General features: G+C 63.0%; 17 protein-coding genes. 14 read left to right on the plus strand and 3 right to left on the minus strand.

Annotated elements, in window-relative coordinates; translation table 11 throughout:
* The first annotated feature begins 105 nt into the window (after window positions 1–105).
* From lgt to FJ977_RS35105, 6 genes are all read left to right on the plus strand, one after another.
* Entirely contained in the window at window positions 106–966 is an 861-nt protein-coding gene (lgt, locus tag FJ977_RS35080) for a prolipoprotein diacylglyceryl transferase (protein WP_140777277.1), read from the plus strand.
* On the plus strand, window positions 963–2,051 hold the full coding sequence (locus tag FJ977_RS35085) for a class I SAM-dependent methyltransferase (protein ID WP_140777279.1): 1,089 nt from the start codon (window positions 963–965) through the stop codon (window positions 2,049–2,051). The genes lgt and FJ977_RS35085 overlap by 4 nt, the downstream gene beginning before the upstream one ends.
* Window positions 2,052–2,165: 114 nt before the next feature.
* Window positions 2,166–2,960 (plus strand): peptidoglycan editing factor PgeF, encoded by a 795-nt coding sequence (gene pgeF / locus FJ977_RS35090; protein WP_140777281.1) that lies wholly within the window; start codon window positions 2,166–2,168, stop codon window positions 2,958–2,960.
* Window positions 2,960–4,111, plus strand: a complete 1,152-nt coding sequence (locus tag FJ977_RS35095; protein ID WP_140777284.1) for a Xaa-Pro peptidase family protein — start codon at window positions 2,960–2,962, stop codon at window positions 4,109–4,111. The genes pgeF and FJ977_RS35095 overlap by 1 nt, the downstream gene beginning before the upstream one ends.
* Window positions 4,112–4,154: 43 nt before the next feature.
* On the plus strand, window positions 4,155–4,787 hold the full coding sequence (locus FJ977_RS35100) for a hypothetical protein (protein ID WP_140777286.1): 633 nt from the start codon (window positions 4,155–4,157) through the stop codon (window positions 4,785–4,787).
* 168 nt (window positions 4,788–4,955) lie between these two features.
* On the plus strand, window positions 4,956–5,891 hold the full coding sequence (locus tag FJ977_RS35105) for a ribose-phosphate pyrophosphokinase (RefSeq protein WP_097572321.1): 936 nt from the start codon (window positions 4,956–4,958) through the stop codon (window positions 5,889–5,891).
* Window positions 5,892–6,018: 127 nt separating this feature from the next.
* Here FJ977_RS35105 and FJ977_RS35110 read toward each other — a convergent pair whose 3' ends face one another.
* Window positions 6,019–6,903 carry a helix-turn-helix transcriptional regulator gene (locus tag FJ977_RS35110; protein WP_140777288.1) on the minus strand — a complete coding sequence of 295 codons (885 nt, stop codon included), beginning with the start codon at window positions 6,901–6,903 and terminating at the stop codon, window positions 6,019–6,021.
* A 151-nt stretch (window positions 6,904–7,054) separates the two neighbouring features.
* Between FJ977_RS35110 and FJ977_RS35115 the strand changes: the two genes are divergently transcribed.
* Window positions 7,055–8,284, plus strand: coding sequence for an MFS transporter (locus FJ977_RS35115; RefSeq protein WP_181180172.1), 1,230 nt, complete (start codon window positions 7,055–7,057; stop codon window positions 8,282–8,284).
* A gap of 222 nt (window positions 8,285–8,506) precedes the next feature.
* Here FJ977_RS35115 and FJ977_RS35120 read toward each other — a convergent pair whose 3' ends face one another.
* Entirely contained in the window at window positions 8,507–8,884 is a 378-nt protein-coding gene (locus FJ977_RS35120) for a nuclear transport factor 2 family protein (RefSeq protein WP_140777290.1), read from the minus strand.
* A gap of 238 nt (window positions 8,885–9,122) precedes the next feature.
* Window positions 9,123–9,980 (minus strand): alpha/beta hydrolase, encoded by an 858-nt coding sequence (locus tag FJ977_RS35125; RefSeq protein WP_140777310.1) that lies wholly within the window; start codon window positions 9,978–9,980, stop codon window positions 9,123–9,125.
* A 150-nt stretch (window positions 9,981–10,130) separates the two neighbouring features.
* Here FJ977_RS35125 and FJ977_RS35130 point away from each other — a divergent pair, with 150 nt between their 5' ends.
* The 7 genes from FJ977_RS35130 to FJ977_RS35160 all read left to right on the plus strand — a co-directional run.
* Window positions 10,131–10,571 (plus strand): MarR family transcriptional regulator, encoded by a 441-nt coding sequence (locus tag FJ977_RS35130; RefSeq protein ID WP_140777312.1) that lies wholly within the window; start codon window positions 10,131–10,133, stop codon window positions 10,569–10,571.
* A 292-nt stretch (window positions 10,572–10,863) separates the two neighbouring features.
* Complete coding sequence (locus FJ977_RS35135; RefSeq protein ID WP_140777314.1) at window positions 10,864–11,895, plus strand: glycosyltransferase; 1,032 nt, start codon at window positions 10,864–10,866, stop codon at window positions 11,893–11,895.
* Window positions 11,892–12,836 (plus strand): hypothetical protein, encoded by a 945-nt coding sequence (locus FJ977_RS35140; RefSeq protein ID WP_246683429.1) that lies wholly within the window; start codon window positions 11,892–11,894, stop codon window positions 12,834–12,836. Before FJ977_RS35135 ends, FJ977_RS35140 begins: the two co-directional genes overlap by 4 nt.
* Window positions 12,837–13,180: 344 nt before the next feature.
* Window positions 13,181–13,819: a 50S ribosomal protein L25/general stress protein Ctc gene (locus FJ977_RS35145; protein ID WP_140777316.1), complete on the plus strand. Its 639-nt coding sequence runs from the start codon at window positions 13,181–13,183 to the stop codon at window positions 13,817–13,819.
* Between the two features lie 23 nt (window positions 13,820–13,842).
* On the plus strand, window positions 13,843–14,565 hold the full coding sequence (gene pth / locus FJ977_RS35150; RefSeq protein ID WP_140777318.1) for an aminoacyl-tRNA hydrolase: 723 nt from the start codon (window positions 13,843–13,845) through the stop codon (window positions 14,563–14,565).
* Window positions 14,566–14,658: 93 nt separating this feature from the next.
* Window positions 14,659–15,762, plus strand: coding sequence for a redox-regulated ATPase YchF (ychF, locus tag FJ977_RS35155; protein ID WP_140777320.1), 1,104 nt, complete (start codon window positions 14,659–14,661; stop codon window positions 15,760–15,762).
* A 94-nt stretch (window positions 15,763–15,856) separates the two neighbouring features.
* Window positions 15,857–16,574: EamA family transporter (locus FJ977_RS35160; protein WP_140777322.1), on the plus strand; the 718-nt coding region annotated here is incomplete at its 3' end.

Consider the following 16,574-nt stretch of genomic DNA (forward strand, 5'->3'; position numbering starts at 1 on the left):
ATGGTGATCCGTCGCGACACTTGACGGCGACCGGCTTGCCTTGACCCTGCCAAAACCCTGCCGCATGGTCCGCGCCCGAATGCGAACGCAACCGAGAGCTCCCCGTTGAACGAATATTTCCTGCTGCCGCTGGCCTCGCTGCCTTTCCCCAACATCAACCCGATCCTCATCCAGATCGGGCCGCTGGCGGTGCACTGGTACGGCGTCGGCTACATTGTCGGCATCCTGTTTGCCTGGTGGTACGCCAAGCGGCTTGCCGCCAACCCGAAACTGTGGCCCGACGGCGTGCTGCCGATGAAGCCCGAGGACCTCGATGATTTCATCGTCTGGGCGGCGATCGGCGTCGTGCTCGGAGGCCGCACCGGCTATGTCCTGTTCTACGACCTGGCGCGCTATATCCAGCATCCGCTCGACATCTTCGCGGTCTGGCAAGGCGGCATGTCGTTCCATGGCGGCCTGCTCGGCGTCATCCTCGCCATGACGCTGTTTTCCATCAAGCGCGGCATCCGCACCTGGTCGCTGTTCGATGTCGTGGCCGCTGGCGTGCCGGTCGGGCTCGGCCTGGTGCGCGTCGCCAACTTCATCAATTCGGAGCTTTGGGGCCGGCCGACCGACGTGCCCTGGGCAATCGAATTCCCCAATGGCGGGCCGTTCACCCGCCATCCGAGCCAGCTCTACGAGGCCCTGCTCGAAGGCCTGGTGCTGTTCCTGGTCCTGCGCATCCTCACCCATTCGCGCCTCAAGCTGAAGACGCCGCGCTTCGTCGGCGGCGCCTTCATCTGCGGCTACGGCCTGTCGCGCGTCTTCGTCGAATTCTTCCGCGAACCCGACCAGCAGCTCGGCTACCTCCTTGGCACCAACTGGCTGACCATGGGCATGATCCTGTCGACCCCGATGGTGCTGATCGGCATCTGGGCGATGGCGACAGCGAAGCCGGTGACGCAAGCGCAGCCGCAGGCGACATGACGCGGCTGAAGACCCGTATCGTCGACCTGATCGAGGCGCTGGGCCCCCTTCCCGTCAACGAATACATGGCGCTGTGCCTGTTCGACCCCGCTGACGGCTACTACACGACGCGCGAACCGTTCGGCGCCGCCGGCGACTTCATCACCGCGCCGGAGATCAGCCAGATGTTCGGCGAACTCGTCGCCGTGTGGCTTTACCAGGCTTGGACAGCGATCGGCCGGCCGATGCCGGTCACCATCGCCGAGATCGGCCCCGGTCGCGGCACGCTGATGAAGGACATGCTGCGCACGCTATCGCGGCTTGATCCGACCCTGGCCAATGGCGCCGCCTTCGCCATGATCGAGACCAGTCCACGCCTGACCGAAGTCCAGAAACAGACGCTTGGCGCGACGCCTTTTGCGGTTCGCTGGCACGAGACCATCGACACCTTGCCGCATCAGCCGCTGCTCCTAGTCGGCAACGAACTGTTCGACGCCATACCGATCCGCCAGTTCGTCCGCGCCGGCGCCGGCTGGCGCGAGCGCATGGTGAGCCTGGACGACGAGAACACCCTTTGTTTCTTCGCCGGCGCCGGCTCGGTCGACCCGACGCTGCTGCCCGTCGACGCTGCTGAAGCGCCGCAAGGGGCGATCGTCGAGGTGGCGCCCGCCCGCACCGCCCTGATGGCGGCCATTGCCGACTGCATGGCCCGAAACGGCGGCGCCGGGCTGTTCCTCGACTATGGCCACTTGCAACCGGGTGTCGGCGACACGCTGCAGGCCTTGCGCCGGCACAATCACGAAGATGTGCTGGCCAATCCAGGCGAAGCCGACCTCACCTCGCATGTCGATTTCTCCGCCCTTGCCGCGATCGTGCGCGCGCATGGTCTCGACGCCCATCTGTCGACACAGGGCAGTTTCCTGCTCGGCATGGGCATACTCGAGCGTGCCGGCCGGCTTGGCGCCGATGCCGGCCAGGCCGCTCGCGACAAGATCACCGAAGATGTCGAGCGCCTCGCCGGGCCGCAGGCGATGGGCGAACTGTTCAAGGTGCTTGCGGTCGTGCCGCGCGGCGCCGCCGTCCGGCCCTTCGCGACAGCGGATTGACTTTTCGCCGCTGCCCCTTCCAATCTCCCGTTCGGCAAGAGAGCGGCCGAACCGCCGGCCGCCTCGCTTCTGCTTTTTCTTGACGAAACCGCCCATACGGACAACAACGCCCGCATGCTGAATCAGACCAAACCGGATCCCGTTCGGTCCCCGCTGCTGGACAAGGCGCAGGCACAAGGCATCCGCCACGGCTATTTCACCCGCGCGGGCGGCGTCTCGACCGGCATCTACCAGGGCCTCAACATCGGCACCGGATCGGATGACGATCAGACGCTGGTGGCCGAGAACCGCGCCCGTGTCGCCGCCTGGATGGGCGTGCCGACGAACCATCTGTTGACCGCCTGGCAGATCCATTCCCCCGACGTCGTCATCGCCAGGAAACCCTTTGCCGGAGAACGGCCCAAGGCCGATGCCATCGTCACCGACCGTCCTGGCATCGCCATCGGCGCCTCGACCGCCGACTGCGGCCCGGTGCTGTTCGCGGATGCCGGGGCGCGCATCATCGGCGCGGCGCATGCCGGCTGGAAAGGCGCCTTCACCGGCGTGCTGGAAAACACCATCGCAGCCATGGAAGGCCTCGGTGCCCGGCGCGAAAACATCGTCGCCGTGCTCGGCCCCTCGATCGGCCCCGACAATTACGAGGTCGGGCCGGAATTCATTGCCCGCTTCGTCGAGGCCGACGCCGAAAACATCGGCTACTTCGCGCCCTCCACCACATCAGGCCATGCCATGTTCGATCTCGCCAGCTATACGGTCGACCGGCTGGCAAGGGCCGGCGTGACCGCCGAGGGCCTTGGCCGCTGCACCTATGCCGAGGAAGATCTGTTCTACTCCTACCGGCGCACCACGCACCGCAAGGAGCCCGATTACGGCCGGCAGGTTTCGGCCATCGTTTTGGAGAATGAATAATGGCGCTGCATTTTGAACGGTCGGAATTTGACGCGCGGCGCGACCGGCTGATGATCGAGATGGCCGAGAAGAAACTCGATGCCATCCTGCTGTTCGCGCAGGAAAGCATGTACTGGTTGACCGGCTACGACACGTTCGGCTTCTGTTTCTTCCAGTGCCTCGTGGTGAAGGCCGACGGCTCGATGGTGCTCTTGACCCGCTCGGCCGACCTGCGCCAGGCGCGCCACACCTCCATCATAGACAACATCGTACTGTGGACCGACCGCAACGGCGCCAACCCGGCGGTCGACCTGCGCAATTTGCTCAACGACCTCAATTTGCTCGGCGCCCGCATCGGCGTCGAATACGACACCCACGGCTTGACGGCCTATAATGGCCGCCGGCTGGACGAGCAGTTGCAGACCTTCGGCCAGATCGCCGATGCGTCCGGCATCGTCGGCCGGCTGCGCCTGTTCAAGAGCCCGGCCGAAATCGCCAAGGCCGAGAAGGCCGCCAACCTTTCCGACGATGCGCTGGACGCGGCGCTGCCCCTGATCAAGCAGGGCGGCGACGAGGCCCTGATCCTGGCTGCCATGCAGGGCGCGGTCTTTGCTGGCGGCGGCGACTATCCGGCCAATGAATTCATCATCGGCTCCGGTGTCGACGCGCTGCTCTGCCGCTACAAGGCGGGCCGGCGCAAGCTGACCAAGAACGACCAGTTGACGCTCGAATGGGCCGGCGTGTTCCATCATTACCATGCGCCGATGATGCGCACGGTGCTGACCGGCAAGGTTTCGAAGCGCCACCAGGAGCTGTTCGACGCAGCGCGCGCGGCCCTTCTCGCCGTCGAAAAGGCGATGACGCCGGGCAACAGCTTCGGCGACGTCTTCGACGCGCATGCCCGCACCATGGAGGCACACGGCCTGACCAAGCACCGGCTGAACGCCTGCGGCTACTCCGTCGGCGCCCGCTTCACGCCGTCCTGGATGGACATGCCGATGTTCTACCAGGGCAACCCCGAGCCGATCGCGCCGCACATGACGCTGTTCGCCCACATGATCATCATGGATTCCGAGACCGAGACGGCAATGACGCTTGGCCGCACCTACCTGACCACCGAATCCCAGCCGAAGCCGCTGTCCCGCCATGATCTCGACTTGATCGTACAGTGAATCCATAATGGGAGGCGTTCTTCGCCAAGGAGTTAGAAGGCAAATGAGACGATCGCATGTGACGACCGTGTCATTGCTTGTGGCATTGGCTCTTGCCGCCTGCACCAACGCAAAGGACGTTCTCGAACCTTCCGCCATCACCCCGCCTGCGACCTCGACGCCGGCGGCGCCGGGCAGCACGGCGGTCACCATTCCCGCCCCATCGGCAGCTGCGCCTGCGACCACCACGGCGGGGGCGTCCGCGACCACCACCACGCCGCTTACCTCAGCCCAAAGTGCCGCCATCCTGTCGAAGACCCGGCTGCAGATCGCGCCGATCGTCGGCGCTTCGGTGGAGGCCGCGACCCCGCTGACGGCGGAACTGCAGACGCGCGCCAGGCAGCGCGGCATCACGCTTGCCGGCAGCGCCGACCAGACCGCGACTCATGTGCTGAAAGGTTACTTCTCGGCGATTTCGGAGGGCAAGGACACCACCGTCATCTATGTCTGGGACGTCTACGACCCGGCCGGCAACCGCCTGCACCGCATCAACGGCCAGATGAAGGCGCCTTCGGTCAATTCCGGCGCCGGCGCTGGCGCCGACAGCTGGAAGGGCGTCTCGCCGGCCACCATGCAGGCGATCGCCGACCAGACCATCGACCAGTTCGCGGCATTTCTGGGCGGCAAGGCTGGCTGACAAGGCATGCTCGAGTGTTGCCTCTCGGCGATGGCACGAACCTTTCTTCAGCTTAGCCGGCGGATTCCCGATCTCGGCGCTTGCAATACCAGCGCGGGCCGCTAAAAGCCCGATTAAAAGGTGCGGGAGAGTCTGTCAGGCCTTCCCATCCCCCACCAGGAACGGTGCATGAAACTCTTCGCGGGCAATTCCAACAGGGTGCTGGCCGAAGCGGTCGCCCGCTATCTCAACATCCCGCTGGGTAAGGCCAGCGTCAGGCGCTTCGCCGACCAGGAAATCTTCGTCGAAATCCAGGAAAACGTGCGCGGCGAGGATGTCTTCATCCTGCAGTCGACCTCGTTCCCGACCAACGATCATCTGATGGAACTGCTCATCATGATCGATGCCTTCATGCGCTCCTCGGCCCGGCGCATCACGGCGGTGATTCCTTATTTCGGCTATGCCAGGCAGGATCGCCGTGCCTCCGGTCGCACGCCGATCTCCGCCAAGCTGGTCGCCAACATGATCACCCGCGCCGGCGTCGACCGCGTTTTGACGCTCGACCTGCATGCCGGCCAGATCCAGGGCTTCTTCGACATCCCGACCGACAATCTGTTCTCGGTGCCGGTGATGGCCCGCGACGTGAAGGCGAAATACAAGCAGCTCGGCAACGTCGTGGTGGTGTCGCCCGACATTGGCGGCGTGGTCAGGGCGCGTGCGCTGGCCAAGCGCTTCGACGCGCAACTGGCCATCGTCGACAAGCGCCGTGAGCGGCCGGGCGAATCGGAAGTCATGAACATCATCGGCGCGGTGGCCGGCAAGGATTGCCTGCTGATCGACGATATCGTCGATTCCGGCGGTACGCTGTGCAACGCCGCCGATGCGCTCCTGGCCAACGGCGCCACCAGCGTCACCGCCTATATCACCCATGGCGTGTTGTCGGGCGGCGCTGTCGCCCGCATCAGCGGCTCGAAGCTGCAGGAACTGGTGATCACCGATTCCATCCAGCCGACGCAAGGCGTGCTCGACGCTCCCAACATCCGCGTCATCTCGATCGCCGACCTGATGGGCGAGGCGATCTCGCGCACGGCGACCGAGGAATCGGTGTCGAGCCTGTTCGACTAGTCTGGAGCGTTTCACCATTTCATGGAAACGGCGAACCGCTCCAACTCTTCGTTCTGACGCAATTCCCAAGGGCAAGCGCTACGCGCTTGTCCCGGGAAAACCGTTTCACACTTTTCCTGGAATTGCTCTAGGCTACAGGACCTTCCAGCCGCGCCGGCACGTTTGGCCGACGGACACTTTCGCCATTGTCGCGCGCGCCGCGCATATATCCGCGCGGCGAGGAGCCCAGCATGCGCTTGAACATGGTGATGAAGGCCGGCACGCTGTCATAGCCCAGGTCGAGCGCCACCCTGGTGATGGGCTCGCCATCGGCGAGCCTCGGCAGCGCCGCGAACAGGCACGCCTGCTGGCGCCATGTCGACAAGGACAGGCCGGTCTGGCGCTGGAAGGCGCGCGTGAAGGAGCGCCGGCTCATGCCGACGGCATCGGCCCATTCGTCGATCGTTGCATGCGGCGAAGGCGCCGCGACGAAGCGACGGCACAGCGCCGCCAGCCTCGGATCGGACGGGAATGGAAGCCCGAGCGGCCGTTCCGGCAAGGTCGGGATTTCATGCAGCAGCAGGTTCATGATCAACCCGCCGCGTCCTTCCAACTCGCCGCCTTGCGGCAGTTTCTCCGACTCCACGATCAGGCTGTGCATCAGTTCGGTGACACCGACGACGCGCAGGCCTTCCGGTAGCCCGGGAATCGCACCCGGCATGACATAGACCGAGCGCATCGAGACGTCGCCCAGCATCTCGACGGAGTGTTCGATGCCGGCCGGAATCCACATTGCATGGTCGGGCGGCACCATCCAGCGCCCGTGCCGAGTCTTTACCAGCACGACGCCGACCAACGCGTGCAGCAGCTGGCTGCGGCTGTGTCGATGTTGCGGCACATGGTAGCCGTCAGGATATTCGGTCGGCAAGGCCACCGCCGGCCCGGCCACTTGTTCCAGCCACTGCCAGCGGCTCTCGTGCAATTTGCCGAGGTCGGCGTTGCCGGCGTGGAAGATTTCCCTGCCATGTGGCATCGGCTATGGCCCACTCGCGAAACTATTGGACCAAACCACGAAAGAAGTCGCCCTGCAAGCAGCTTATAAGGCAACCGTCCCTAAGGCTGCCGCAGGAGCGGCCGCCAGATTACCCGCGGGCGTGCCCGCCAAAAAGACCACGGAGCCACCCTTGACCGATACGACAGCCACCAGCGTCGCGCCATCAACGAGCGCCAGTCACGCTTCAGCCCAGGCGACGGCCTTCACCGTCATCCTGGCGGTGAGCCTGTGCCACTGCATCAACGACATCATGCAGTCGCTGCTATCGGCCATCTACCCGCTTCTGAAAGACAATTACGGCCTCGACTTCTGGCAGATCGGCCTTTTGACCTTCACCTTCCAGGTCACGGCATCCTTGCTGCAGCCGATCATCGGCATGATCACCGACAAGCGGCCGATGCCCTATTCCCTGCCTTACGGCATGGCGGCGTCGCTGATCGGGCTGGTCGTGCTGGCCTATGCCGGGCACTACTACCTGCTCCTCATCGGCGCCTCGCTGATCGGCATCGGCTCGGCGATCTTCCATCCGGAATCCTCGCGCATCGCCCGCTTCGCGTCCGGCGGCCGGTTTGGCCTGGCACAGTCGCTGTTCCAGGTCGGCGGCAATTTCGGCCAGTCCATGGGCCCCTTGCTGGCCGCCTTCATCGTCGTGCCGTTCGGCCAGACCAGCATCGCCTGGTTCGCCGTCGGCTCGCTGATCGGCATCGTCATCCTGTGGCAGGTCGGCGGCTGGTACAGCCGTCTGCGCGCCGCGCAAGGCAACCGCAAGGCGGCAAGCTTCGTCTCGCCCTTCCCGCGCCGCAAGGTGATGTCGGCATTGATCGTGCTGACCTTGCTGGTGCTCAGCAAGAACGCCTATATCGCCAGCCTCGCCAGCTACTATACCTTCTACTCCATCCATAAGTTCGGGGTGTCGGTGCAGATGAGCCAGGTGATGCTGTTCCTGTTCCTCGGCGCCTCGGCGCTCGGCATCCTGCTCGGCGGCCCATTCGGCGACCGCTACGGACAGAAGGCGATGATCTGGTTCTCGATCGTCGGTGTCCTGCCCTTCACGCTGGCGCTCCCCTACGCCAATCTGGAATGGACGATGGTGCTGACCGTGCTGATCGGACTGATCCTGTCGTCGGCCTTCTCCAACATCGTCGTCTTCGCGCAGGAACTGGTGCCGGGCCGTGTCGGCATGATCGCCGGCATCTTCTTCGGCTTCGCCTTCGGCATGGGCGGCATCGCGGCCGCCGTGCTCGGCGTCGTCGCCGACATGAAAGGCATCGATTTCGTCTTCCAGATCTGCTCGTATTTGCCGTTCCTGGGCCTGCTGACGGTGTTCCTGCCGAACATGAAGGAAGCGAGAAAAGCCTAGAGCAATTCCAGGAAAAGTGTGAAACGGTTTTCCCGAGACAAGCGCGTAGCGCTTGCCCTTGAGAATTGCGTCAAAACAACGAGCTCCAGACAGTCGTTGCTAGAGACGGAGGCAGCGTAGGCGTCGATAAGATGAGACGCCGCGTTGCCCGCCCTTTCACACGGCGAAGCAAGGCTTCCAGCCAGGTTTTGGGCATGGCAACTCTTTCAGTAAACGGGCGCGTCAGCCGCCGGCGGGGTCGAGAAAAACAAAAAGCGACTGGATGAGGTTGCCGTGGAAATGCGCGACATCGATTCCGGTGACGGCGACGGGGCCGTTGAGCGGCCCGGATTGCCAGCGCAACCGCCCGACGCCATGATGGCCGACGGCAGGGCCCGTCGCCGTGAAGGCGAAGGTCGGCGGCAGGCTCGACAGCAGCTTACTCACCGCATGATCAATGGCGGCATGGCCCGTTGCCGAAGCATCCGGCTCGTAAAGCACGGCATCGCCGGCGTAGAGTTCGCGGATCGCCACAAGGCGCCGGCCGGCGTCGCGTTCGCCGAATACCCGCGTAAGGTTAGCCTGCATCAGGCCGTTGTAGTCGATCGATTCCGCGTTCATCTTCCATCCTCCGGATCACGAATGCCGGAGGAGGCGGACGGCACAAGGCTCGATCCAATGTCTCTCGCCTGTCCGGTCAAGAAACCATCGTTCACGGCCGCGCGCAATGCAACGCCCGGCTGGCGTGCGACTGCGACAGGCCGCCAGCGCTGCCGGGCGCGCATTCGGCATGAGCACCGTCTGAAGCCGACCGAAGCACCCGCCGCAATGGCGGGTGCCGCTTTATACCGGGTGCGGCCTATGCCTTGAAGAAGGCCAACAGGTCGGCGTTGATGACATCGGCGTGGGTGGTCGCCATGCCGTGCGGGAAACCCTTGTAGACCTTGAGCTCGCCCTTCTTGAGCAGCTTGATCGACAGCAGCGCCGAGTCGGCGATGGGGACGATCTGGTCGTCATCGCCATGCATGACCAGCACCGGCACGTCGATTGCCTTCAGATCCTCGGTGAAGTCGGTTTCCGAAAACGCCTTGATGCAATCATAATGCGCCTTGGTGCCGCCCATCATGCCCTGACGCCACCAATTGTCGACGACGCCCTGCGAAACCTCGGCACCCGGACGGTTGAAGCCATAGAACGGACCGGCCGGAACGTCGCGGAAGAACTGGGCGCGATTGGTCGCCTGGGCAGTGCGGAACCCGTCGAAGACTTCTATTGGCAGGCCGCCGGGGTTGGCCGCGGTCTTGAGCATGATCGGCGGCACCGCGCCGATCAGCACCGCCTTGGCGACACGGCCGCCCGAGCCGTATCGCGCCACATAACGCGCCACTTCGCCGCCGCCGGTCGAATGGCCGACATGGATGGCATTCTTGAGGTCGAGATGCGCCGCGAGTTCAGCGACATCGGCGGCGTAGGTGTCCATCTCGTTGCCGACATCGGTCTGCGTCGAGCGGCCATGGCCGCGCCGGTCATGGGCGATGACGCGGTAGCCCTGTGCCAGGAAGAACAGCATCTGGGCGTCCCAGTCATCGCTGCTCAGCGGCCAGCCATGATGGAAGACGATGGGCTGGCCGGTTCCCCAATCCTTGTAGAAAATCTGCGTGCCGTCCTTGGTGGTGATCGTGCCGCTGCCGGAACCGGATTTTGTCTGCGAAGCCATCTCAATCTCCTTTGATTGTTTTTCGCGATAAACAATATCGCGATAACTATATGGCTAGCGCAGCCTTGAACCGCTGTCTACAAAAATATGTATCGCGATATCATTTTTCGTGGTAGCGAATTTCCTACGTCGGCAAACAAGGAACGCGTCGTGCCTCTCCCGTTGGACAACCAGCTCTGCTTCACACTCTATGCCACCAGCATGGCGATCAACCGCACCTACAAGCCGATGCTGGACGAGATGGGGATCACCTATCCGCAATATCTCGTGCTGAACGCACTGGGCGAGGCCGATGGCATGTCGGTCGGCGGGATCGCCCACCGGCTGGCCTTGGAATCAAGCACCGTCACGCCGCTGGTCAAGCGCATGGAACAGGCTGGCCTTGTCACCCGCCAGCGCAGCCAGACCGACGAGCGCCAGGTCCAGGTCGACCTGACACCGGCCGGGCGCGCGCTGCTCGTCCAGTGCAACTGCCTGAACGAGACGCTGATCGAGCGTTCGGGCATGACGCTGGCCGAGCTCGATACCCTGAACCGCCAGGTCCAGGCGCTGCGCGACGCGTTGAGCGGCAATCTGGCCGCCACCAGCTGAAGCTTGAGTGCCTCGGCGCAGCTTGAACTGCGCTCGCGGCGGATGCGGCGCGAAAGCGGATTGCGTTTGCGTCTGGCAACGTCGATTGGCTTGATGAGTGCGGGCCAGCCAATCGCAGCGCTCGTTGCACGGACTTGCAATCAAACGGAACCGAAATACTTACTTCGTTCGCCCTCTTGTGTTCAGACCCGCGCGAACGAAACTGGAGCTATGATTCGCGCGGAATTGACCTATGGGCCTTCTATTCCGCTGTAGGGTATAGCCCGAGCAATTCTGCGGCAAAGGTGCGGTAATGGGTGTCAACAGCCCCAAGATAAGTGGCTTCGTCATAACCTATAACAGTGGAGAAATTCTCAAGACTTGCTTGCGCTCCTTGCGCTTTGTCGATGAGCTCATTGTTGTCGACAAATCATCCACTGACGGCACGGCTGCTGTCGCGGCCGGCTTTGCCGACAAAGTCATCTCCGTGCCCTGGTCGCCATTGCCCACCGAGACGCGGTTTGTCGCCTACGATGCATGTTCACACGACTTCATACTCTATCTGGATCACGACGAATGCCTCAGCGTCGAGGCTATTCGCTGGGTAAGGGAAAATGCCGGCTCCCATCCGGCCGGCGTGTTTCGCATACCCAAGCGCGAATACATTATGGGACGCCACGACGATGATGCGTATTACTGGCCGTCCTACAATGTGCGCGCCTTTCGCCGCGGCGCGGCGGAATTCGTCTCGACGCTGCACGAAGAGGTAGGGCGAATAACGGGCGAAGTCTACGATGTCCCGCATGATGGAGGCGTGTGCATCCACAATTTGTCGCATCGGGATGCGCATCAATGGATTGAAAAAACCAATCGTTATACGAGCGAGCGAGACAGGGTCTCGTTCTTCGACGCCAGCACCCCCTTGGAGACTTTCGGACAAGAACGCATAGAGTACTGGCTGGCTCAATCCAGGTCGCGGTCGAACTACGTTGTCGCCACCGCGCTGCTGCGGGCGGTCTACGACATAGTGGACCGGGTAAAATTATGGGAAGCGCAGGATGGCCTTGATGGCGACGCTGCATTCGCCGCCGTCTGCGCGGAATTGGAGGCAACCTACGATATTGCCGACCGAGCGAAGCTTTGGGAGACCCGCGGCGGGCCTGAGGGAGAGGCAATATTCGCCGCCGTCCGCAAGGAGATGGAAGCATTTCATAACCCGTTGAGGTCCGACCGCCGTCAAACGTCCGCCCAGGCCGCCGGACGGGCAGTTCGACCGAAGCGGCCATCCCGTCTCAAGAAGACCCTGAGAAAAATCCGCTCGCGCTTGACGGGAAGAACGCGTTGACGCCGGAAACCGGCGCGTCCGGATTCGCCATGCACACCCAGCCGCTTCGTGTTTTGACCCTTCTGGTGCGTCACGGAACCGAGAAGTATCCGACCGCATGGCGGGACTTGCGAGCCATTTTCGCCCACCAGATGCCGGACGTGGCGCATCGCATGCTCGTGATCGACAATTCGCTGCCAGTCGGTCATGGCTCTGATCTCGATTGCGGGGTCGAACTGATCGGCGCGTCGAACGAAGATTGGGAGTTCTCCGCGTGGGACTTCGGCATCAACCGTATCGGCGCCGAACTTCATCACTACGATCTCATTCACTTGGCCACTTCGGCTTTCGCAGCATCGACATCCGACCATCTCAAGTTGATTGATGGTGGCTCGTTGCGGGCGTTACTTAGCTTGCAAGGGGCGCTGGGCTGCATTGATTTTCACGGCGAGGCCATCTCGATTTTCGGAATCGCTTCGCAGACCTGGCTCCGCAGCTCGTTCATCCTGATGCATCCGCGGCAACTCAGCAGCCTGGGATCCTTGGTAAGCGTCGGGAGGAACGCACCGATTTTCAGCGGCAACCCTCGGCAACCCTTTCGTGATGACGCACCGATCTCGCAAGAATATCAGCAGTTTTTGCTGCGTTGGCTCACCGGCGACAGAGCCGGCAAAGAGGTAGTCTGGCATTCAAGGTTCGATCTTACGGCGGAAACGCTACCGTTTTTCGAAAGCAAGGCCCGGGCTATTCTCAATGAGCAGATGCTCACCAACCGGCTGCGGGCCAATGGATGCGCGCTTGTCGACGTGCCATGGCTGGCGCGGAAGGCTCGGACGGCAAGCACGGAATCCGCGAATGATATTCCTGATTGGCGCGTGCAAATTACCTTCCGGGCACGATCCAAACGCACTTTGACCCAAAAGCTTCGCCGCTGGTTGTCAAAACCTATGTCGCGGCAATGATGCCTGCCATCGGTCGTTGCCTCTCCCAAAGCAGGCTTGGCGACTCCTTGGCGGACTATCGGATGATGAGACTATCCGGGTATATCGTCGATCCTGGAACTGCCTTTCAAGCCTTACAGCCCAACCGCTTGCACCCCAGGCTGCCTTCCGCTATAGAGCCGCCACCCGCGTAGACACCCTTGGAGGCAACGCGGCGGAAGGCTGCCTTCCCTTGTGATCCCGAACAAAGGTCCGTCTCAAAGCGGTAGCCTTCATTCGGAAATCCAGGACCGGCGGCTTTCGACGTTTACGGCTCGGGCACATTGCCCACCGCGAACGCTCCATAACACGCGAAAGGAAAAGCCATGAGCCACGATACTTACGAGCTCAAGGCCGAAGCGCGCGAACAGGTCGGTAAGGGGTCCGCCCGTGCAGTTCGCCGCAACGGTAAAGTGCCTGCAGTAATCTATGGTGACAAGCAGCCTCCCCTGGCGATCGCTCTCACCTACAAGGACATCTATTACAAGATCCATGGCGGCGGGTTCCTGACCACGGTCGCCACGATCGATGTCGACGGCAAGAAGATCCAGGTCCTGCCGAAGGACTTCCAACTCGACCCGGTCAAGGATTTCCCTGTCCATGTCGACTTCCTGCGCATCGGCAAGGACACCGAGGTCAATGTTGACGTGCCTGTCCACTTCATCAATGAGGACAAGTCGCCCGGCATCAAGCGCGGCGGCGTGCTCAACATCGTGCGTCACGAAGTCGAGTTCCACTGCCCGGCCAATGCGATCCCGGAATTCATCACCGTCGATCTCACCGGCACCAATATCGGCGACTCGATCCACATCTCGGCGGTCAAGCTGCCGGCCGGCGTCAAGCCGGTGATCTCCGATCGCGATTTCACCATCGCGACCATTGCCGGTTCGTCGGCGATGAAGCCGGAGACGGAAGAGACGGCCGAGGCCGCACCTGAGGCGGCTCCCGCCGCCGAAGAGAAGTAACTCTTTCCCGCCCGGAGCAGACGATGCTTGTCTTTGCAGGCCTCGGCAATCCGGGTGCGAAATACGCTGATAACCGGCACAATGTCGGCTTCATGGCGGCGGACGCTATCGCCCGCCGCCATTCCTTTTCGCCCTGGTCGAAGAAATTCCAGGGGCTGATCGCCGAGGGCACGCTCGGTGGCGAAAAGATCATCCTGATCAAGCCGCAGACCTTCATGAACCTGTCCGGCCAGTCGGTCGGCGAAGCACTGCGCTTCTACAAGCTCGACGTTTCCGCGCTCACCGTCTTCTATGACGAGATCGACCTTGCCGAAGGCAAGCTTCGCATCAAGACCGGCGGCGGCGCCGGCGGCCATAATGGTATCCGCTCGATCGATGGCCATGTCGGCAATGCCTATCGCCGCGTGCGCATCGGCGTCGGCCACCCCGGCGTCAAGGAAATGGTCCAGCACCATGTGCTCGGCGACTTCGCCAAGGCCGACCGCGAATGGCTCGATCCCTTGCTCGACGCGATCGCAGACAACGCCGCCATGATCGTCAAGGGCGACGAATCCGGCTTCATGAACAAGGCCGCCCTCGCCGTCCAGGGCAAGGCCGCGCCCGAACCGGAAAAGCCGGCGCGGAAGCAGGAACCCAAGCAGCAAAGTCACGTCCGCCAAGCGCGTCCGCAGCAGCCGGCGGTCAAATTGCCGGAATCCGGCCCGATGGCCGCCATGCTGAAGAAACTCTTCGGCAACAAGGACTGAGCGCCACGCATGCGGCCCACAGGGCTTGACGTTGATCACCCCTATCGCCCATAGCCCTCATCAAATTTCGTTTTCCCGATAGGACCGGACACAATGGGTTTCAAATGCGGCATCGTTGGTTTGCCCAACGTCGGCAAGTCGACGCTCTTCAATGCGTTGACCAGGACGGCGGCGGCGCAGGCCGCCAACTATCCGTTCTGCACCATCGAACCGAACACCGGCGAAGTGGCGGTGCCCGATCCGCGCCTGCAGAAGATCGCGGCCATCGGCAAGTCGAAGGAGATCATCCCGACCCGCATCTCCTTCGTCGACATTGCCGGCCTGGTGCGTGGCGCCTCCAAGGGCGAAGGGCTGGGCAACCAGTTCCTCGCCAACATCCGCGAGGTCGACGCCATCGTGCACGTCCTTCGCTGCTTCGAGGATGACGACATCACCCATGTCGAGGGCCGTATCGACCCCGTCGCCGACGCCGAGACGGTCGAGACCGAGCTGATGCTCGCCGACCTCGACAGCCTGGAGCGCCGCATCGTCCAGATCCGCAAGCGTGCCGGCAGCAAGGACAAGGAAGCGGTGACCGTGCTGCCGATGATGGAGGCCGCGCTCGAACTGCTGCAGGCCGGCAAGCCGACCCGCGTGCTGCTCAAAGGCATCTCGACGGAAGACTTGCGCATCCTGCAGGGCTTGAACCTCCTGACGTCGCACCCCGTGCTCTATGTCTGCAACGTGGCCGAGGCCGATGCCGCCACCGGCAACGAGCACACCCGGGCCGTGGAGAAGATGGCCGCCGCGCAGGGCGCCGGCACGGTGGTGATCTCGGCCGCGATCGAGGCCGAGGTCGCGCAGCTCTCCGACGAGGAAGAGATGGAATTCCTGTCCTCTCTCGGCCTCGACGAGCCGGGCCTGAACAAGGTGATACGCGCCGGCTATGAGCTTTTGCATCTCATCACCTATTTCACAGTCGGGCCGAAGGAGACGCGCGCCTGGACCATCCACAAGGGCGACAAGGCCCCGCAGGCCGCCGGCGTCATCCACACCGATTTCGAGCGCGGCTTCATCCGCGCCCAGACCATCGCCTACAACGACTTCGTCACGCTGGGCGGCGAAGTGGCGGCCAAGGAAGCCGGCAAGGCGCGCGACGAAGGCAAGGAATATGTCGTCCAGGACGGCGACATCATGCTGTTCAAGTTCAACACCTGAACAGCCGCGTCGCATTCCCGACAGGGTGAGTCCGTACGCGGCTGCCATCAGCCGGTCCTTTCCGCTATCCCGTTGATGAAGCGGAAGGGCGAACATGAACAGGACGATCCCAACCCTGGTCGGTTTCTCGGCCATTCTGACCTGGTCGTTCCTCGCGCTGCTTTCGACCGCGGCCGGACCGATTCCGCCCTTTCAACTCGCCGCCATGACATTTCTGCTCGGCGGCTCCGTCGGAGCGGCCAGCTGGATCGTTCGCCCCTCGGCGATCAAGTCGCTGCGGCAGCCATGGCAGGTCTGGGCAATCGGCACGGCAGGGCTGTGCATCTACCATTGCGCCTACTTTTTCGCGATCCAGTCGGCCCCGCCCGTCGAAGTGAGCCTGATCGCCTATCTCTGGCCGTTGCTGATCGTTGTCTTCGCCGCCTTCCTGCCGGGAGAACGGCTTAAACCTCACCACATTGCCGGTGTGGTCCTCGGCCTGGCAGGCGCCATCGTCGTCATCACGAAGGGCGGCAGCGTCGGGCTTGCCGATGGTGTGAAGCCGGGCCACGTCATCGCGCTGTTCTGTGCTTTCGTCTGGTCCGGTTATTCCGTCCTGTCGCGCCGCTTTGGCCAGGTCCCGACCGATGTGGTCGCGGTTTACTGCCTCATCACCGCGGCGGTCGCCCTTACGCTGCATCTCACGCTTGAGACCACGGTCTGGCCGCAAACACCGACGCAATGGAGCGCCATCGCCATTCTCGGCGTGATCCCTCTCGGCGCCGGCTTTTACGCATGGGACTATGGCTGCAAGCACGGAGACATCATGATCC

This window comes from Mesorhizobium sp. B2-1-3A (genome assembly GCF_006442655.1).
Classification (GTDB): Bacteria; Pseudomonadota; Alphaproteobacteria; order Rhizobiales; family Rhizobiaceae; genus Mesorhizobium.

Excerpts from the sequence above, each read along its gene's own strand:
- FJ977_RS35100 (WP_140777286.1), top strand. The coding sequence starts at position 4,155 with ATGAGACGATCGCATGTGACGACCGTGTCATTGCTTGTGGCATTGGCT.
- pgeF (WP_140777281.1), top strand. The coding sequence starts at position 2,166 with ATGCTGAATCAGACCAAACCGGATCCCGTTCGGTCCCCGCTGCTGGAC.
- FJ977_RS35125 (WP_140777310.1), bottom strand. The coding sequence starts at position 9,980 with ATGGCTTCGCAGACAAAATCCGGTTCCGGCAGCGGCACGATCACCACC.
- FJ977_RS35085 (WP_140777279.1), top strand. The coding sequence starts at position 963 with ATGACGCGGCTGAAGACCCGTATCGTCGACCTGATCGAGGCGCTGGGC.
- FJ977_RS35145 (WP_140777316.1), top strand. The coding sequence starts at position 13,181 with ATGAGCCACGATACTTACGAGCTCAAGGCCGAAGCGCGCGAACAGGTC.
- pth (WP_140777318.1), top strand. The coding sequence starts at position 13,843 with ATGCTTGTCTTTGCAGGCCTCGGCAATCCGGGTGCGAAATACGCTGAT.
- FJ977_RS35095 (WP_140777284.1), top strand. The coding sequence starts at position 2,960 with ATGGCGCTGCATTTTGAACGGTCGGAATTTGACGCGCGGCGCGACCGG.
- ychF (WP_140777320.1), top strand. The coding sequence starts at position 14,659 with ATGGGTTTCAAATGCGGCATCGTTGGTTTGCCCAACGTCGGCAAGTCG.
- FJ977_RS35120 (WP_140777290.1), bottom strand. The coding sequence starts at position 8,884 with ATGAACGCGGAATCGATCGACTACAACGGCCTGATGCAGGCTAACCTT.
- FJ977_RS35110 (WP_140777288.1), bottom strand. The coding sequence starts at position 6,903 with ATGCCACATGGCAGGGAAATCTTCCACGCCGGCAACGCCGACCTCGGC.
- FJ977_RS35105 (WP_097572321.1), top strand. The coding sequence starts at position 4,956 with ATGAAACTCTTCGCGGGCAATTCCAACAGGGTGCTGGCCGAAGCGGTC.
- FJ977_RS35135 (WP_140777314.1), top strand. The coding sequence starts at position 10,864 with ATGGGTGTCAACAGCCCCAAGATAAGTGGCTTCGTCATAACCTATAAC.